Origin of the sequence: Flavobacterium endoglycinae (assembly GCF_017352115.1) — a bacterium.
Lineage (GTDB): Bacteria > Bacteroidota > Bacteroidia > Flavobacteriales > Flavobacteriaceae > Flavobacterium > Flavobacterium endoglycinae.
This window is the reverse complement of record NZ_CP071448.1, coordinates 3996692-4014136: the sequence shown is the minus strand read 5'-3', so window position 1 is coordinate 4014136 and position 17445 is coordinate 3996692. Positions and strand designations below refer to the sequence as shown.

The following is a 17445-nucleotide window of genomic DNA, read 5'->3' as shown; positions in this document are numbered from 1 at the left end:
AATTCTGAATTAGAGTAAAAATTAAAACAACATTAAAAACATACTTGTAAAAAAAGCAGAGAAAATTATATTTGCAAAATGAAAATAGGGTTTCACATCAAAAATGAACCTATAACTTATCCAAAAGCAAATGAGAATTGCCATTATTGAAGACGAATATCTTGCTTCAGATTATCTAAAATCGATTTTAGAACAGCAGGACATTTTGCAGATTGCCGAGATTACAGTTTTAAAATCTGTAAAAGAAGCCGTCGTCTTTTTTAGCGAAAACAATGTCGACTTAGCTTTTATGGACATCCATCTAGGCGATGGAAAAAGTCTTGAAATCTTCGAAAAAGCAACTATAGCATGTCCCGTAATTTTTGTTACCGCTTATGATTCTTATGCTATTTCGGTTTTCAAACACTTTACAATTGATTATCTTTTAAAACCTTTTGAAGAACAGGAACTATTAGAAGCCCTGACAAAATTCAAAAAAATAAAAGACAGCTTTAATGCCGATGCTCCCCTGCAATCTTTAGTTGCAATAGAAAACCCTGAAACCAATAAAATTCAACGTCATTTTCTGGTAAACCACGGCTATAAACTCATTTCGATAAACGAATCTGATATTACTTTTTTTGCAGCTTCGGGAAAACACCTTTTTATTTACGTAAAATCGGGCAACAGCTTTCTATACAACAGCACACTAACCGATATTATAAACAGTCTCGATCCCTTTCTGTTTTTTAAAGTAAACCGAAAATATATTGTAAGCCGACATATTATAAAAGAGGTTATAAAACACTCTCACCAAAAAATAGAATTGATCCTTACAGTACCTCCAATCGAAAATGATCCAATCATCATTAGTAAAAAAGAAATCACCAATTTTAAAAACTGGCTCGATCAGTAATTTTTAGTTCATTTTTCTTAAAATTTAACTTTTTCTCTAAAATTAGAAAACTGAATTATTCCTAATTTGTGAATTAAAATCTCTCAAAAAAGTATTAAAATCACTTTAAAACGTTAAAATAGCGTTATAAGAATCATAAAATTCAAGGTTTACAAGCAGCTGTATAGCCATATTCATTTTCCATTTATTTATCTTTGAGAGACAAATTCAAATGAAAAAGAGCTATGCCACACACACGATTTTATCCTGATGAACAATTCAAAGAAATAGAAATAAACGCATCATTGCAGCTTAAATATGCCATTTCAAACAGAGGCCGATTAATTAGTTTTACAGACGAAATTGAAAACGGACGAATCCTAAAAGGAGGTTTAAGCGATGGATATCCAACTTTTAGATTTAAAGTCAAAAAAGACGACAAAATCATCAATAAATATTTGTTTCTCTACAAATTAGTTGCCCAATATTTCATCCCAAAAGATTCTGAAGATCAAACCTATGTACTTCATTTAGATTATAACAGAAGTAACGACGACGTAAAAAATTTACGCTGGGCAACCAAACAAGAAATGATGGCCCACAGCCGCAAAAGTCCGCGTGTAATTCAGGCGAAAAAAAACCTGATCGAACACAACTTAAAAGCCGACGGCAGAAAGTTAACCACTACAAAAGTGATGCTTATTAAAAAAATCCTTTCAAGACCAGAACAAAAAACCCGCTTGAAAATGATTGCCAAACAATTCGGCGTAAGCGAAATGCAGATCCGCAGAATTGCCAGCGGAGAAAACTGGGGACACGTGAAGGTTTAATTTTGTTGATAGTTTTTGGTTGATAGTTGATGACCAATTATAACTTACAATTCATAAAGCTACAGATTATTAGCATTAACACTGATTTTTAAAATCATTTTAATCCTTATAATCTGTGGCTTATTTTTTTTCAGCAAAGACTAACCCAATCAACCATCAACAATAAACAATAAACCAACAACTATCAACCAAAAACTATCAACTATCAACTATCAACCAACAACCATCAACCATCAACAATTACTCACCAAATCCCAAAAATTACTTCACAATTCATAATTTACAATTCACAATTACTTCGGTTTCTGTGAAAAGACCAAAGTCTGTATCGGTAAAAACAAATTTAAAGGCGTTCATTTAAAATAAATCCTTAAATTCGCAATCACAAATAACAAAAGAAATAAAATCGAAAAATGAGTTTCGGAATTGTAAAAAATTCATTTTTCGGTAGCTAATACTAAAACCCAAAAAAATGAAATACGACGTTATTGTTTTAGGAAGTGGTCCTGGAGGATATGTAACAGCGATTAGAGCTTCTCAATTAGGCTTTAAAGTAGCTGTAGTAGAAAAAGAAAATCTTGGTGGAGTTTGCCTTAACTGGGGATGTATCCCAACAAAAGCATTATTAAAATCAGCTCAGGTTTTTGATTATTTAAAACACGCTTCTGATTACGGATTAAAAGTTTCTGAATTCGATAAAGATTTCCCAGCAGTTATTCAACGCAGCCGCGGTGTAGCTGAAGGAATGAGCAAAGGAGTTCAGTTCTTAATGAAAAAAAACAAAATTGACGTTATCGAAGGTTTTGGAAAACTAAAACCAGGAAAAAAACTTGACGTTACAGACAAAGACAATAAAGTTACTGAATATAGCGCTGATCACATTATCATCGCAACTGGAGCTCGTTCTCGCGAACTTCCAAACTTACCACAAGACGGTAAAAAAGTAATCGGATACCGTCAGGCAATGACATTACCAGAACAGCCAAAATCTATGATTATTGTTGGTTCTGGAGCAATTGGAGTTGAGTTCGCTCACTTCTACAACTCAATGGGAACAGAAGTTACTATTGTAGAATTTATGCCAAATATCGTTCCTGTAGAAGACGAAGACATTTCTAAGCAAATGGAACGTTCTATGAAAAAAGCAGGCGTAAAAATCATGACAAACTCTTCTGTAGAAAAAATTGACACTACAGGAAACGGAGTAAAAGCAACTGTAAAAACAGCAAAAGGAGAAGAAATTCTTGAAGCTGATATTGTACTTTCGGCAGTTGGAATCAAAACAAACATCGAAAATATTGGTTTAGAAGAAGTTGGAATCGCTGTTGACCGAGATAAAATCTTAGTAAACGCTTACAACGAAACCAACATTCCAGGATACTACGCAATTGGAGACGTTACTCCAGGTCAGGCTTTAGCTCACGTTGCTTCTGCTGAAGGAATTAACTGTGTAGAAAAAATCAAAGGTTTACATGTTGAGCCAATCGATTACGGAAACGTTCCAGGTTGTACTTACGCTACTCCAGAAATCGCTTCTGTTGGTTTAACCGAAAAACAAGCAAAAGAAAAAGGTTACGAATTAAAAATTGGTAAATTCCCATTCTCAGCTTCTGGAAAAGCAAAAGCTGCTGGAGCTGCTGACGGATTCGTAAAAGTAATCTTCGATGCTAAATACGGAGAATGGTTAGGATGCCACATGATTGGTGCTGGTGTTACAGATATGATTGCTGAGGCAGTTGTAGCACGTAAACTAGAAACTACTGGTCACGAAATCTTAAAATCGATCCACCCTCACCCAACAATGAGCGAGGCTGTTATGGAAGCTGTAGCTGATGCTTACGGCGAAGTAATTCACTTGTAAAATATACAATGTAAAGACTAGAAAGTTTTTACGGAGTTATATATAATTTTCAATTTATAAAAATCCGATTTGCGAAAGTGAATCGGATTTTTTTATGGAAATGAATTCCTTAATCTTTAATAATCAATTTCTAATTTGTAATACAAAACTTATATATTTGTAAAAACTATATTTAATTATGAATTCAATATACAGCTTAGATACTCTTCAAGAACTCAAAGAATATCTAGAAAAACAAGATCAAAAATCATTAAGAGAAGAACTAATTAATGAGTTTTTAAAATTTGCAGAATATAAGAATGCAAGTGATTGGAACAATGCAGTAAAAATTTGCGAAAGCCTTGCCATAATTGGATGGGGAGAACATGAACCATTACAAGCTGTAAAAGGAATGTTTTTTAATGGAAATCCAGAAACCTATTTATAAACAAATTTCATGAACCAAGATTTGTAGAGGCTATATGGTCAAAAAGAAAAGATGGTTTTACAATGGAAAAAGGCAGAACATCCTATTTTGAAAGTCCAATGTTATCTGAAAAAAAGACGATTCTAAATGAATATAATGTTCAAGAAGATATACAAGATTTAATTTTAGCCAATCAACGAAATTGGATTCCTAAAAATCCTATTTTAATTACACGTACAATTAGTAATTGTTATGAAAATTCTAAATCAGTTATTGAGAGCATAGATAAAGAGCTTCAACCTGAATTAGACTTAAAGATGAAACCTGAAAAATATGGTACAGCTATTAATCAAATAATATTTTCATGTTCTTACAGCTTTTATGACAACAATTCTTGTAAAACAAATTACATTATTGCTGATGAAAGTTTGAAATTAAAACAAAAAGATTTTTACCCGGAATTACTCAAAATATTTTCAAAACAAGAAATTGAAAAGAACGGATATTTTCTAAGAAACCGATACGAATATGGTAATTTCAATTCTGAAAAAGGAAAAATAACAAATGAAATAAAGTTTGAAAAAGAATTAAGCGATTTGAGTTATAGTAAACAAAAACAAATTATAGCCGAGCATATTACGTTTTCTTTAAATACAACAATTGAGAAGCTTAAGAAGAAAAAAATCATTTATGATTTTGAAAGTATGCGAAATGATTTCTTAGAAATTTTAACAAAATGGAAATCTAATTAGATTTATAAAAATCCGATTTGCGAAAGTGAATCGGATTTTTTTTATGGCGTGTCCCTCTGGGTCAGGCTGTACGCTGTATCTTTTATGGCGAACCCCGCCATAAAAGGATGTCGCTCCCATCCTTCACGCAAATGTAAAACCGACCCATATCTAATTGTAAATGAAAAGAAAAACAAACTCATTATTACAATTGATAAATAACTAAGAATTTGCAATTGAGAGTAAAACCAAAATTTTAATAAATAATAAATTGTTAAAAACTTGACATAAAAAAGCTTTTTCATCGTGCTAAAATTCTTATTTTTATTCCTTATAAATAAGCAAAGCAATGAAACTACCTTTTATAGAAATAATCGAAGCCACGACAAGCGATCCTAATTTATTAATGTGGAAGTTTTATGATGAAGATAAAGAAATTAAAAACGGAGCCAAACTTACCGTACGCGAAAGCCAGCAGGTAATGCTTTTAAATGAAGGACAACTTGCAGATGTATACTCGCCGGGACTTCATACTTTATCTACAGAAAACGTTCCTATTTTAAGTAAACTTAAAGGGTGGAAATACGGTTTTGAAAGCCCTTTTAAAGTTGATATTTACTTTTTCAACACACATCAATTTATCAATAACAAATGGGGAACTCCCGCTCCTATTCTGCTAAACGACCCACAATTTGGACAAATCAGAGTAAGAGCCTTTGGAAGTTTTGATATAAAAATTGTAGATGTTGCCAAATTCTTCCGTCAATACGCGGGAACCTACCAGCAGCTTACCATTTTTGAATTGCAAAACCAATTACGAGATTTTGTTGCACCCAAATTTGGAGAAGTGCTGGCCAATGAAAATATCACCGTAACCGATGTTGCTGGAAATATAACCCAATTAGGACAAAAAATCGAACCTTACTTAAAACCATATTTTCTTCAATTCGGGATTGAATTAACACAATTTGTAATCACAAGTGTCACTTTACCGGAAGAAGTAACAGCACATTACGATAAAATCACCAATATGAATATGGTAACCGATATGGATAAATTTACCAAATTCAACACAGCAACCGCAATTGGCGATAAAGGAACAGCGCTTCACGATGCTACACAAAATGCATTGAGTATGGGAATTCTTTTAAATCAATTACAGCAAACAAAAGAAACTCCTAAACAAGAAACTCAGGACGATTTAACTTCTAAACTTCAAAAATTAAAATCCTTGTTTGATGCCGGTTTAATTGATGAAGACGAATTCAAATCTAAAAAAACAGAATTATTAAGTCAATTATAATGGAAGAGAAAAAAGTATCATCATTTCTTGACAGACTCAAAGAAAAAGCACAAAACCAATTGAATTACGGCGGCGAAACCGAAATCAACGACGCCCAAATGAAACTGAAAGATTGTCCAAATTGTGGTGCTGGAAGAGCAAAACAAGACGGCTTAACACATTGCGCCTATTGCGGATTTGAGTTTTTAAATGTAAAACTTACTGACGGAGTATATATTAAAAAAGAAGATAATTCCATTTAAAATCCTATAACGTGTTCGGACTATTCAAAAAATCAAAAAACAACGAAAAAAAAGAAATCCAAAAACAGGAATCACTTCCAGATTGGTATGCTGAACTTCAAGAAGCGCAGCAAAGATGGTTTTCTTTTTCAGAAAAACTAGAAGCCAAAATGGAAGAACTGGCAACCGCTGCGATTCCAGAATTAAAACAGGTTTTACAAGACGACGAAGATCTTTACAAGAGAACCTTTCACAGAGTATATTCGGGTGTAATGGGGCAGCTAAACAATATTAGAGAAAAAGCCAGAGATACTTACGAAGAAAAAATAGACAGCATATACTACGATCTTGATGCAAGAATTTCTGTTTTAGACAAAAACCATGATTTAATTTCAGATTTCAGAAGTGCTTGTTCAGACCGTCACGAAGAGTTTGAAAACAAATACGATTATTGGAGAAAACAAATTGAAAAAACTCAAGAACGCGATCTGGAAATCGAATACAAAAAGATTCTGGACGAATTTGAAACGGTAAAAGACAAATTCAGCTGTACACAATGCGGAGGTAATCTTACCATCGATAAAATCTTTTTAATAGAAACCTACATTTCGTGTCCGTACTGCCAGACGCAAAATACTTTTGCACCAAGTACACAAGCTCGAAATCTGCAGAATATTGCCAGAGGACTTGCAGAACAACGTACAGCGCATCTATATGAAGAATACCAAACAGAATACAATCGAGAAAGAGAATTATACCACGAGCGCCACGAATTAAGTATAAGTAAAATTCACGAATCAGATAAAAAAGTGCTGAGTGAAATTCAGGCAAAAATGGATGAACTCGAAGAACAAAGACAATTCGTGATTAAAAATGCTCCAAAACTGCATCAGGTTTACTTAAGAGCCATGTATGACGAATGGAACAAAATCACACCAGATTTAAAAGAACACAACGAAAAAATGTATCAGAATCAATTAAATAATTTATAATTTATTAACCCTCTTAAGAATAGAACAATGTTTAAAAAACTTTTCGGATCTCTAACTGGAGACAACAAAAAAGAAACTCAGAACCACTATGAGCAGCCTGAAACACCAAATGACAATTATGAAGAAGATGATTACGATAATGGATATCAGGAAGTAGAATACGATCCAGAAACACTGCACGGTACTCATTATAGCGTTGAAGATTTTGATGCAGAAGTTGCTAGAAGATCTGAAGCTTGGATTCAGGATGAGCGCGACAGTGGTGAGAATCTAGATGAGAAAGATATTCAAAACATTTATTTTAACTACAGAAGAACAGTTTACACAGAATGGAACAACTGCGATTCTGATCAAATGATTCGTTTTGAACATGCGAATTCATTAAAATACAGTGGCATTCAAACTTCTGGTTTCGTAAAAGTAGACGATAACAATCCGTATCTTGAGCCGGTTCACGGTGTAGATTTAAGAACATACACCGCTATGTGTCTTAAAATTAGTGCAGGAGTTGATTACCTTGAAGTTTGCAAAGCAATGGGATTTGAACCTGCAATTTGGGAAGAATTAAACACAATCTGGCCTCAGCGTATGGGTGAAGATACTTCGTTTACGGTAACTACTTTATTTGGACAATATTATGCTGAAAATGTAACCGTTCCTCAATTAGAAAACGTAAAAGCTGAAATTTCTGCTGAAGGACAAGCTAATCTTGACAGACTTAAAACAGATCGTTACTTCTATGAAGAACTTGCTGGAGCTAGACAAGCTGCTTACGAATATGGACTTGACGGCGCGCAGTGGATTTTGGATAACTTTGGAATCAACCTTGCTGATTTCCAATCTGTAGCAATGCAATGGCTTACAGAACAAAACCAAAACTGGAATTCTGCTGATATTACAGAATACCACGATTACCAGCAGGCAAAACAAAAAGAATACGCTGCAAAATTTGCTGCTGAACAAGGCGGAAACATTGCAGACGATGTGAATTTCTAAATTCCTTTTGTTCAATTATAAAAAAATCCGATTTGTAAAAACAAATCGGATTTTTTGTTATTACAGATATTTAATATAAGGCGTATTTTATTATAAAAATAACTTATTGGGCATCTTATCATAATCAGTTAGAAGTACTTTGCAAGTTAAATTTAATTCTTAAATATTAATAAAATGCACTCAATTGACAAATTAATAAACAACGAAGATTCGGCCTGGGCAGATATACAAAAATGGATTTCTGAAGCCACAAATAAAGTTGAAATTTTACCAACAGATGTTCAAAAAGCAGAAGAAGCTTTATACCAAACACAAGTAACAACGCGTTCTCCAATGGGAGCAATTATTTATATGACTGGCGGAATTTTAATTGATAATGGCTGGATTAGAATCTTAGGTTCTGGAAACGAAAAGTTAAAAAGAACACTTCCAAATTGGAATCTTAATAAAACTTTTAAAGATTTTGGAGAACAGCCTTCATTTTTATTGATTGCTGATGATGCAATTGGTGGCTTCTTTGCTTTAAATGGTGGCAAACTCGGAAATGACTTAGGGAAAGTTTATTATTTTGCACCTGATACCTTAGAATTTGAACCTTTAGATGTAACTTACACTGATTTTTTACTTTTTTGTTTTAATAATGACCTTGAGAAATTTTATGAAGGATATAAATGGAAAAACTGGAAACAAGATGTATCCAAATTAAATGGTGATCAAGTCTTCAATTTTATTCCGTTTTTATGGTCAGAAGAAGGAGAAGATATCGAGAAAGCATCAAGAAAAGAAATCTCTATTGAGGAGCAATACAATTTAAATTTAGAATTCAGGAAAGAGCTTGGACTAGAATAGAAAAATAAAATTTATACAAATGGAAGAAAATAAAACATTTTTTGCTGACGGCGAAGACCCAAAAATGATTGCAGCGTATCAAAAAGCTCAAGAAACCTTTAAATATTTCTGGAGGGAACTTTCTTGGGAAAACCGCCGTATAATTCCAGCTCTTGATGTTGCCTGCGTAAAACTGGCTTTCACTCAGGAAATCGACGGCGAAACAATTGTAGAACATATGTGGATTAACGATATAGGTTTTGATGGCGAAAAAATCTACGGTGTTTTAGTAAACGATCCTAATGATCTTACGAATGTACAAAACGGTGATGAAGTTGAAATTCCAATCAATCAAATCAGCGACTGGTTATTTGCAACAGATGGCAAAACGTATGGAGGTTTTACTATTCAAGCGATGCGTTCTGAAATGAGCGAAGAAGAAAGAAAGGAACATGATGAAGCTTGGGGTATGGATTTTGGTGATTTCGATGATATTCAGGTGGTTTTTGAACAAAAAGAAAAACCAGAAAACCTTGTTGAACACCCAATGAGCAAAAACATGAAAGAAAGTCTGATTGATTTTCTAAAAAACAATCCAGACGAAATAACTTCACAAGATCCGTCTGGTTATACTTTTTTACACCAAGAAGCCATTGCCGGAAATGGCACTTCAGTAGAAATTCTTTTACAATCTGGTGCAGATAAAACCCTCAAAAATCATTTGGGAAAAACGGCATTCGATTATGCAAAAGAATTAAAATGGGAACATTTACTGCCTTTGCTTCAATAATAAACAGAAAAATCCGACTGACTTTTTCGCAGTCGGATTTTTTATTTCAAAACTAAAAACTAACCTTTTTTTTCATCTGTTTAAAACAAAGAATATGTTACTTTTGCTCCACCAAATCTAATTCTGCATAGAATGAAAAAATTATTCTTTACGCTTATACTGTTTTCATCAGTTCTTTTATCTGCCCAAACTAAAAATGATACTGATTTTGCTGCCGATTTAAAAAATACATTTGCAAAATCAACTGACTGTGTTAACGACTTCGAAAAAATCTTGACACCAGCTGAAGTTCAATCCTTAAATACAACTTTAAGCGCTTTTGAAAAGAAGTATATATACAAAATTGTAATCATCACAACACCTTCGTACAAACCATTTAATTCCTTTGAAGAATTTGCAATGGATATCGATAAATTTCTTTCTAAAGATCCGAGGCTAGATCCTACTCTGCTTATTATGGTTAGTAAAACATTGAGACAAATCCAGGTTCTAAGTGTCGATTTTATCAAATACAAGTTAAACAACGAAGAAACACAAAACATTGTCAGTACGTATGCAGTACCTGAATTAAAAAAGGGAGATTATTACAAAGCACTTGAATTGGCTTCAAATGAATTCATGAAGAAATTACAACCAAATTAAATGCTTTGATACGATTATAAATACGCAATCCGGTTTGAAATTCAAATCGGATTTTTTTGTTAAATATTTTTTAAAACACAATTTAGAGCGCTTTGTTTGTAGTAAATATTTTACTTTTATTTTTATATTCAAAAATAAAATTATAATACTGCCAACCTGCAATTCAAATGAAAGATATTCAAAAAGTAAATCCATTCAAATCTACCATAGAGAAAACAGATTTTGGAACCATAACTACATTAACTACAGAAATAAAAGTTACGACTCAACAAAGTATATCATATTCTGGAAAAAGTCTTATAACAAGTTATGTATATAATAAAAACAGCTATCACTTAGTTTATATTGTTGTTGATACAGAAGGCAATATTGAAAGTTTTCAGGAAGATGACGGAATACTTCCTACATTATTTTTAAGTCCTAATCAGGAAAATTACGTTTCCATTACCCCTTATCATCCTGATAAAGAACTAGAAATCAGTATTCCAATATTTAATCGCGAAAATATAGAGCTGCCCAAAGGTAACAGAGCTTTTGTTGGTAATTTTATTGGAACTTCAAAAGAATTTTCAATTTTTTATGATGTTGATCCATGGTCAGATACAAAGCCAGATAAACTTCTAGCAATAGAATTTAAAAATGATAGTATCAAAAAGAAACACAATGTAAAAATTGAACTTCCAAGAGAAAATGAAATTTATATTTCAAATAATGAAATTCATTTACTTGCAAAAGAAGGATCTAAATGGATTCATCGACAAATTGATGCATTAGGAAAAGAAATAAGAAGACGTAAAATTGAGACAAAACAAAAATACTTTAATCAGATTCTCAGCCTTTCATTCGAACAAGACTCTTATTTATTATCTGAAACAAAAGGAAAAGTTATTGTTGAAAAAATAAATCAAGAAGGCAAAGGAAAAACTATTGATTTAATAGATCTAAACACACCTTTTTATAATACATGGCAACCAATAAATATTGCAGAAAACACTTTTGTAACAATATTTAACAACGAATTTGGTAATGGCTGGTTTACCATAAAAGACGATGTCCTTTTGGACTTTTATTATAGCAAAGGGGTAAAAGGATATAAAAATTTGCTCTCTGGAAAAGTTTTAGAAATGGATTATGAAGACCTCTTTATTTCAAGTATAAATAAAACAGCTGAAAACGAATATGCGGTTATTTTTTATCCAAGAATAGAACATCCTGATAAAAACAAAGAATTAATAATCTTAAATATTAAAAAGTAACTTTTTATTATAACATTCAAACAAAATGACACTAGAACAATATAAAAAAGAATTTTCAGAAGATGATGCGGTTGGATGGTTAGAAATAGATAAAGAATTTGATAATCTCTATCCAAATCAAGAGCCTAAACATTTTGCTCCACCACTTCCCTATATGCTCGGAGGAGAGGATCCGCTTGACGGAATAAGTTATTACGAAAGCAAAAAACAAGAAGATCATTATCATTTTATTACTTACGGATTCTCTGAGTTATATTACAATGAAGAAAAAGTAAACGGAGAATTCAGTAAATGGGGATTTGAACTTACTTTCAGATTAAAACCATTTGAAGCTGATAATGGAAATCCGACTTGGGTAATTTCAATGTTGCAAAAGATTGCTAAATATGTTTTTAAAAGCGGTAACTGGTTTGAAGAATTTCATTATATGCCCGCAAATGGTCCTATTCGTCTAGAAACCGACACTGATATTACTGCTATAGTCTTTGTAAATGATCCTGAAATAGAAAAAAAACAAACTCCGCACGGAGAAGTTTCATTTTTACAAATAGTAGGCCTAACCACACAGGAATATGAAGATATCAAAGCGAATCCCGAAATAAGAGAAGAGTTGGTAAACAAATTAAAAGAGAATAATCCTTTACTAATTACAGATTTAAATAGAAAATAGTTTCTTAAATTTCGAAAAACATGGCAAATACGTTTTATTCTTATTCAGCTTACATAACTCCATCTTCAAATGCAGATATTACAGTTTTAAAGGATTATCTTGAAGATTTTTATCAAGAAGAAAATCCTGAAATTTTACTTTCCAACAACGAGATAAAAATAACCTTTGATGATGAATATAACTTTTATATTTATTTAGCAACGGAAGAACATGTCAATCAAGAAGCCTTAGAAATTGCTGATGATTTGGAAACAGATTTCAATGAAAATCTGTATGATAAAGAAAAATTAAAAGCCTCTAAAAAGAGATTTGAAATGTGGGGAGATCCTGATTTCGATATGGATTATTTCAATGACAGTCTTTTTATAATAGAACAAATTGAAAAATTTAACGATATTATCATTTTCCAGAATATGTAATATCACAGCAAAATCAGTTTTTTTGAATGTTAAAAAGCTTTTCAAAGTCTTCATTTTTGATAACTTTATATTCAAAAAAATAGGATTATGAAAGAAATATGCATTGTAGAATTCCCTTCTAATCTGGGTTTAAAAGAACCTCAGCCCGGAAAACAGCCCGGCGTAAACCGTCTGCCTGAGTGGCTCTCGAGACATAATCTGCATAAATCCATCAATCCAAAAAACATTCTTACCGTCGATCCGCCGAGATATTCCAATCAAAAAGATCCCGAAACCCAAATACTCAATGCCACTTCTCTAGTCGATTACGCAAGAGAACAAGCTTATTTCATAAATAACTTACTAAGCCAGAATAAATTTCCATTTATTCTGGGCGGCGACTGCAGCATTCTGCTTGGTCCGGCAATAGCTTTAAAACAAAAAGGAAATTACGGCCTATTTTATCTTGACGGCCACACTGATTTTATGGATGTTTCTTTATCCCAAACCGGAGGCGTTGGCGGTATGGCTGCATCAATTGTTAGTGGAAACGGACCTGAAAAACTAACTAACATTTTTAATTTAGCTCCTTACATCAAAGAAGAAAATCTTTGGTGTGTCGGCAATCGCGAATATGATGATGAATACGAAAACGAAATTAGAAAGTCACAAGCGACTTATATCAGTCTTTCTGAACTCCGTAAACAAGGCATAAAAAACTGTGCTGAAGCCTTTCTTTTACAGATACAAAACAGAAATCTCGATGGTTTTTGGCTTCATATAGATGTTGATGTTTTAAACGACTCCATCATGCCGTGCGTTGACAGCCGAACTCCAGATGGACTGACTTACGAAGAATTTAACGAACTTACCTCTATCCTATTTCAAAGTCCAAAACTCAGCGGACTTGAAATTACCATTCTTGATCCCGATTTAGACCCAACTGGGCAATACACAAAAGAATTTGTTTCTAACCTTACCAACACTTTCAATAATTATTTTAACCGCTGATGATAAAATAACATTACTATTCAGCTTTTTAAGTACTTTTACTACTCACAAATACCATTTAGTTTAAGCTGAGAAAGTGCCGATTGATTGGAAAATTTAAGAATACATGAAAATAACCGAAGCCGGAAAAAATGATCTTGCACCTTTACGAAAGTTATTTTTAGAAGAACGAAAAAGAACTTTTTCATGGCTTGATACATCAGAATTTCAATTAGACGATTTCGATAAACAAACACAGGGAGAATTCATTTTAACTGCTTATATAAATGATATTCCTGCTGGATTTATTTCAATCTAGATGCCGAATAATTTTATTCATCATTTGTATGTCGATCATGAACATCAGGGAAAAAACATTGGAACTGAATTACTGAAAGCGGCGAATGAAAAAGCAGCATTTCCGCTTACTTTAAAATGTCTTGAACAAAATACAAAAGCGGTTGAATTTTATCTTAAAAAAGGATTTATCGAAAAGGGAAAAGGCGAATCGCCAAACGGAACTTATATTTTATTTCAGTTAAATAGAGAAATAACCTAGTTTACATTTAAAAGTTATGAATTCAGAAATAAAAGCATACAACGACTCAAAAAGTCAAGAAGACAAAAAAATATGCGATATCTTAAGCACAGAAATTAATCAATTTCTTCAGGAAGCCGAAAGCAAAATCTGGCACAGCCATCCGGTTTGGTTTCTAGATGGAAATCCTGTTGTCGGTTACAGCAAACAAAAAAATGCTGTCAAATTGTTATTCTGGAGCGGACAATCGTTTGAAGAAAATGATCTGGAAAACGAAGGAAGCTTTAAAGCAGCTGAAAAAAGTTATACCAATTCTGACCAAATCAATATTGAAGATTTAAAAAGATGGCTTGAAAAAGCAAGACAGATTCAATGGGATTATAAAAATATTGTAAAGCGCAAAGGAATTTTAATTAGGTTGAAATAAAAAATGCTCTTCAGATTATGAAGAGCATTTTCTTTTTAATGAACTAAGAAAAGTGAATTGCTAAAAAGCAAAATTCCGTTTTCCCAGAATCCTCTAAAAAGCGGATTATCCATCATATAAATAACATTTCCATCGCCACGTTTCTCGACTGCAAAACTTACTGTTTCGTTTAATTTCTTTTTAATATCATTTCCCACAAAACCATAACTAATATATTCTTTTGGAATATAAACTGCATTAATAGCGTTTTTTAAAAGAGAATACGATCTCTCGTTGCTTTTTAAACTAAAATACGAATTGCCCAAACCAAAAGCCAGCGGATATGTTTTATCCAGTTTATTCTCGATTATCGCACCCGGAATCGAACCCGAAATACCTCGTCGTTCTATCCCTTCAAAATCTAAAAAACGTTTTTTGAGTTCGAGTTCTTTTTGTTCCTTTTCTGATTTTTCTTTGTCTTCCTTGCTGGCAAACAAACTTAAGGCATAACCTTCACGATCTTCAAATAACGATATAGCATTACTCATAGCGATTACTTTTCCACCGTTTTTAATCCAGCCGTCGATTTCTTTTTTCTGGTCTTCAGATAAATCATAAGTACCGTCCGAAAGAATCAAAGTATTGTAATTGTATAATTTTACTCTGTTCAAATTCGACACTTCCACAATACTGATAGGATAACTGATCGTTTCATCAAAATAAAACCAATTGGCTCCAAACTCTGTCGAAACAATTCCTTTTCCAGATAACATTAAAACTTTTGGAGCTTTTAAAAGCTTAAAGTTTTCACTTCCAATATCTTTAGAATTCGTAGAAAAGCCAGTGGTGATAAATGTATAATCAGTTTTTACTTTGACAATATTGCTTACTGTTTTTTCAAAATCAGCCAGTTTTGGATTATCAGCTCGGCTTATAATCAAACCTCCTGATTCAACGGTAAGTTCACCAAAAACAGCTTTTTTCATTGCCGAACGAACTTTAATATCCGCCTGATGCAGTGCCGAAAGTACTTGAACCGAAACCCTGTTATTCCAAGGAACATAAAATGCATACACGCTCGCAGGAACTGTTTTTTCAGCAGTTTCAATTTTCGCTTTTGTTTTTACCGAAAGATTATTTTTTACAGCATAACCTTCAATTCCGTAAGCCAAAGGCAATGCCCAAGCCGTAATATCATACGATAAACTATCATTTAATTTCTGATTTGGTTCGAATAAAACCTGTGCCAGAACCGATCTCGGCTGATCGGCTTTTATAATCAAATCATTCGGTTCGATTTTAAAACTCTCATTTTTCTTGTTCTGATAATGAAATCCCGAAGCACCTGCAGAAGCATCGGCATAACTAAATTCGATATCATTTTTCTTCAGCAATTCAGTAAGCTGTTCCAGTTTTGGATTGCTTTTTAAAACATACGTATTGTAAATTCCTTTTGCTTTTTTACGCGAATTGACATGAAAATCTCTAAATCCTTTTAAAAGAATCTCTCTTTTTGCTGCTGCACTTTCTACCACTGTCAGAACCGCTGTTGCATGATGTGTCAATCGGTCTTTTATGGTTACGTTGACACCATTTTCCATGGTAACTTCACGTCCGGCACCTATTCCTCCCTGCTCTAGAGTCAATCCTACAGCGCCGTTATAAGTCGGATATGTATCACCATAACTTGGGTAAAACAAATCAAAGCGTTCTCTTGTATTGTACATCCAGTTTTGTTTGTCGAATTTCTGCGAAATATTTTTTCCTAATTCGTTATGAAAATCTTTTTGATACTGTTCTATAAACTCATGCAGAGGCTCAGCTGCAGGCGGAAAAAAATATGGGGAATTATAACTCATTTCATGTACATCAGTATGAACTTGAGGCATCCACTGATTGTACATTTTAATACGCTGCTGGGATTCAATTTGCGTCTGCCAAGCCCAATCACGATTCAGATCGAAAAGATAATGATTGTATCTTCCGCCGGGCCATACTTCCATATGTTCCCTATCATATAAACCCGGATGTGTTTTCTTTCCTGAAATTTCTCTCAGCCAATTTCCATATCGCGAATATCCATCGGGATTAATACATGGATCGAGAATTACAATAGTATTTTGAAGCCATTGTTTTGTGGTTTCATTCGATGGATTTAAAAGTTCATACGCAACTGTCATAGCACTTTCGGTTCCTGCAAATTCATTTCCATGAACATTGAAACTCAGCCATACGATTATTTTATCATTTACAGCAGCGGGTTGTGAATCTGAAAGTCCAATAGAAGCCAGATTGTTAATCCTGATTTGTTCTAAATTTTTCAAGTTTTCGGTACTCGAAATAAAATAAAGACTTAAATCGCGCTGCTCATTGGTCATGCCATACTTCTGTTTTTTTATCAAAGCCGAATTCTCCGTTAGATAATCAAAATAATTTTCTACCTCATGGTAATAACTTATTTGTTTTCCATAATTAGGGATAAACTCCGACGGTGATTTTAACTGCGCCCAAGCAGAAATTGTAAAAGTTACGAGAAATAACGCTGCGTAAAGTTTTTTTATCATAATAGGTTTTTGGTTTGCTGTTGGTTAAAAATAAGAATTAACTTCTACATATTTGAAAGCATAACTAAATAATCATGCATCAGCTTGTTACTTAATAAAATTTAATCAATAAAAAATAAATATTTATTGATAAACAATAAATATTTTAT

20 protein-coding genes are annotated in these 17445 nt (G+C 32.9%); 19 read left to right on the top strand and 1 reads right to left on the bottom strand.

What is annotated here, in order from left to right; genetic code table 11:
- Positions 1-130 precede the first annotated feature (130 nt).
- From J0383_RS17950 to J0383_RS17865, 19 genes are all read left to right on the top strand, one after another.
- Positions 131-895 (top strand): LytR/AlgR family response regulator transcription factor, encoded by a 765-nt coding sequence (locus tag J0383_RS17950; protein ID WP_207295345.1) that lies wholly within the window; start codon positions 131-133, stop codon positions 893-895.
- A gap of 224 nt (positions 896-1119) precedes the next feature.
- Positions 1120-1704, top strand: coding sequence for an NUMOD4 domain-containing protein (locus J0383_RS17945; protein WP_207295344.1), 585 nt, complete (start codon positions 1120-1122; stop codon positions 1702-1704).
- 472 nt (positions 1705-2176) lie between these two features.
- The gene (lpdA, locus tag J0383_RS17940) at positions 2177-3565 is read left to right on the top strand and encodes a dihydrolipoyl dehydrogenase (protein WP_207295343.1); all 1389 of its coding nucleotides are present in this window, start codon (positions 2177-2179) and stop codon (positions 3563-3565) included.
- Positions 3566-3743: 178 nt separating this feature from the next.
- Positions 3744-3992, top strand: coding sequence for a hypothetical protein (locus J0383_RS17935; RefSeq protein ID WP_207295342.1), 249 nt, complete (start codon positions 3744-3746; stop codon positions 3990-3992).
- A gap of 98 nt (positions 3993-4090) precedes the next feature.
- Positions 4091-4723, top strand: coding sequence for a hypothetical protein (locus J0383_RS17930; protein ID WP_207295341.1), 633 nt, complete (start codon positions 4091-4093; stop codon positions 4721-4723).
- A 328-nt stretch (positions 4724-5051) separates the two neighbouring features.
- Complete coding sequence (locus J0383_RS17925) at positions 5052-6005, top strand: SPFH domain-containing protein (RefSeq protein ID WP_207295340.1); 954 nt, start codon at positions 5052-5054, stop codon at positions 6003-6005.
- Positions 6005-6247, top strand: a complete 243-nt coding sequence (locus tag J0383_RS17920) for a hypothetical protein (RefSeq protein ID WP_207295339.1) — start codon at positions 6005-6007, stop codon at positions 6245-6247. Before J0383_RS17925 ends, J0383_RS17920 begins: the two co-directional genes overlap by 1 nt.
- Before the next feature lie 11 nt (positions 6248-6258).
- Positions 6259-7218: a hypothetical protein gene (locus tag J0383_RS17915; protein ID WP_207295338.1), complete on the top strand. Its 960-nt coding sequence runs from the start codon at positions 6259-6261 to the stop codon at positions 7216-7218.
- Positions 7219-7245: 27 nt separating this feature from the next.
- Positions 7246-8214 (top strand): DUF6620 family protein, encoded by a 969-nt coding sequence (locus J0383_RS17910; RefSeq protein WP_207295337.1) that lies wholly within the window; start codon positions 7246-7248, stop codon positions 8212-8214.
- 174 nt (positions 8215-8388) lie between these two features.
- On the top strand, positions 8389-9063 hold the full coding sequence (locus tag J0383_RS17905) for a DUF2625 domain-containing protein (RefSeq protein WP_207295336.1): 675 nt from the start codon (positions 8389-8391) through the stop codon (positions 9061-9063).
- A 19-nt stretch (positions 9064-9082) separates the two neighbouring features.
- Positions 9083-9832, top strand: a complete 750-nt coding sequence (locus J0383_RS17900) for a DUF2314 domain-containing protein (protein WP_207295335.1) — start codon at positions 9083-9085, stop codon at positions 9830-9832.
- A 132-nt stretch (positions 9833-9964) separates the two neighbouring features.
- A complete protein-coding gene (locus J0383_RS17895) occupies positions 9965-10474 on the top strand; it encodes a TPM domain-containing protein (RefSeq protein ID WP_207295334.1) in 510 nt (169 codons plus the stop codon).
- A 167-nt stretch (positions 10475-10641) separates the two neighbouring features.
- Positions 10642-11730, top strand: a complete 1089-nt coding sequence (locus J0383_RS17890; RefSeq protein ID WP_207295333.1) for a hypothetical protein — start codon at positions 10642-10644, stop codon at positions 11728-11730.
- Between the two features lie 25 nt (positions 11731-11755).
- Positions 11756-12400, top strand: a complete 645-nt coding sequence (locus J0383_RS17885) for a suppressor of fused domain protein (RefSeq protein ID WP_207295332.1) — start codon at positions 11756-11758, stop codon at positions 12398-12400.
- A 20-nt stretch (positions 12401-12420) separates the two neighbouring features.
- Positions 12421-12819, top strand: a complete 399-nt coding sequence (locus tag J0383_RS17880; RefSeq protein ID WP_207295331.1) for a hypothetical protein — start codon at positions 12421-12423, stop codon at positions 12817-12819.
- Between the two features lie 87 nt (positions 12820-12906).
- Positions 12907-13809 carry an arginase family protein gene (locus tag J0383_RS17875; protein WP_207295330.1) on the top strand — a complete coding sequence of 301 codons (903 nt, stop codon included), beginning with the start codon at positions 12907-12909 and terminating at the stop codon, positions 13807-13809.
- A 106-nt stretch (positions 13810-13915) separates the two neighbouring features.
- Positions 13916-14107 (top strand): hypothetical protein, encoded by a 192-nt coding sequence (locus J0383_RS23715; RefSeq protein ID WP_239023096.1) that lies wholly within the window; start codon positions 13916-13918, stop codon positions 14105-14107.
- Entirely contained in the window at positions 14108-14347 is a 240-nt protein-coding gene (locus tag J0383_RS23710; RefSeq protein WP_239023095.1) for a GNAT family N-acetyltransferase, read from the top strand.
- A gap of 16 nt (positions 14348-14363) precedes the next feature.
- Positions 14364-14753, top strand: a complete 390-nt coding sequence (locus J0383_RS17865) for a DUF1801 domain-containing protein (protein WP_207295329.1) — start codon at positions 14364-14366, stop codon at positions 14751-14753.
- A 35-nt stretch (positions 14754-14788) separates the two neighbouring features.
- Here J0383_RS17865 and J0383_RS17860 read toward each other — a convergent pair whose 3' ends face one another.
- Positions 14789-17296: a M14 family zinc carboxypeptidase gene (locus J0383_RS17860; protein ID WP_239023094.1), complete on the bottom strand. Its 2508-nt coding sequence runs from the start codon at positions 17294-17296 to the stop codon at positions 14789-14791.
- Between the last annotated feature and the right edge of the window lie 149 nt (positions 17297-17445).

What these genes read in the sequence shown, in the direction of transcription:
- J0383_RS17920 (WP_207295339.1), top strand. Translation starts at nt 6,005, where the DNA reads ATGGAAGAGAAAAAAGTATCATCATTTCTTGACAGACTCAAAGAAAAA.
- J0383_RS23715 (WP_239023096.1), top strand. Translation starts at nt 13,916, where the DNA reads ATGAAAATAACCGAAGCCGGAAAAAATGATCTTGCACCTTTACGAAAG.
- J0383_RS17885 (WP_207295332.1), top strand. Translation starts at nt 11,756, where the DNA reads ATGACACTAGAACAATATAAAAAAGAATTTTCAGAAGATGATGCGGTT.
- J0383_RS17910 (WP_207295337.1), top strand. Translation starts at nt 7,246, where the DNA reads ATGTTTAAAAAACTTTTCGGATCTCTAACTGGAGACAACAAAAAAGAA.
- J0383_RS17950 (WP_207295345.1), top strand. Translation starts at nt 131, where the DNA reads ATGAGAATTGCCATTATTGAAGACGAATATCTTGCTTCAGATTATCTA.
- J0383_RS23710 (WP_239023095.1), top strand. Translation starts at nt 14,108, where the DNA reads ATGCCGAATAATTTTATTCATCATTTGTATGTCGATCATGAACATCAG.
- J0383_RS17890 (WP_207295333.1), top strand. Translation starts at nt 10,642, where the DNA reads ATGAAAGATATTCAAAAAGTAAATCCATTCAAATCTACCATAGAGAAA.
- J0383_RS17905 (WP_207295336.1), top strand. Translation starts at nt 8,389, where the DNA reads ATGCACTCAATTGACAAATTAATAAACAACGAAGATTCGGCCTGGGCA.
- J0383_RS17865 (WP_207295329.1), top strand. Translation starts at nt 14,364, where the DNA reads ATGAATTCAGAAATAAAAGCATACAACGACTCAAAAAGTCAAGAAGAC.
- J0383_RS17860 (WP_239023094.1), bottom strand. Translation starts at nt 17,296, where the DNA reads ATGATAAAAAAACTTTACGCAGCGTTATTTCTCGTAACTTTTACAATT.
- lpdA (WP_207295343.1), top strand. Translation starts at nt 2,177, where the DNA reads ATGAAATACGACGTTATTGTTTTAGGAAGTGGTCCTGGAGGATATGTA.
- J0383_RS17935 (WP_207295342.1), top strand. Translation starts at nt 3,744, where the DNA reads ATGAATTCAATATACAGCTTAGATACTCTTCAAGAACTCAAAGAATAT.
- J0383_RS17875 (WP_207295330.1), top strand. Translation starts at nt 12,907, where the DNA reads ATGAAAGAAATATGCATTGTAGAATTCCCTTCTAATCTGGGTTTAAAA.
- J0383_RS17880 (WP_207295331.1), top strand. Translation starts at nt 12,421, where the DNA reads ATGGCAAATACGTTTTATTCTTATTCAGCTTACATAACTCCATCTTCA.
- J0383_RS17930 (WP_207295341.1), top strand. Translation starts at nt 4,091, where the DNA reads ATGTTATCTGAAAAAAAGACGATTCTAAATGAATATAATGTTCAAGAA.
- J0383_RS17925 (WP_207295340.1), top strand. Translation starts at nt 5,052, where the DNA reads ATGAAACTACCTTTTATAGAAATAATCGAAGCCACGACAAGCGATCCT.
- J0383_RS17900 (WP_207295335.1), top strand. Translation starts at nt 9,083, where the DNA reads ATGGAAGAAAATAAAACATTTTTTGCTGACGGCGAAGACCCAAAAATG.
- J0383_RS17895 (WP_207295334.1), top strand. Translation starts at nt 9,965, where the DNA reads ATGAAAAAATTATTCTTTACGCTTATACTGTTTTCATCAGTTCTTTTA.
- J0383_RS17945 (WP_207295344.1), top strand. Translation starts at nt 1,120, where the DNA reads ATGCCACACACACGATTTTATCCTGATGAACAATTCAAAGAAATAGAA.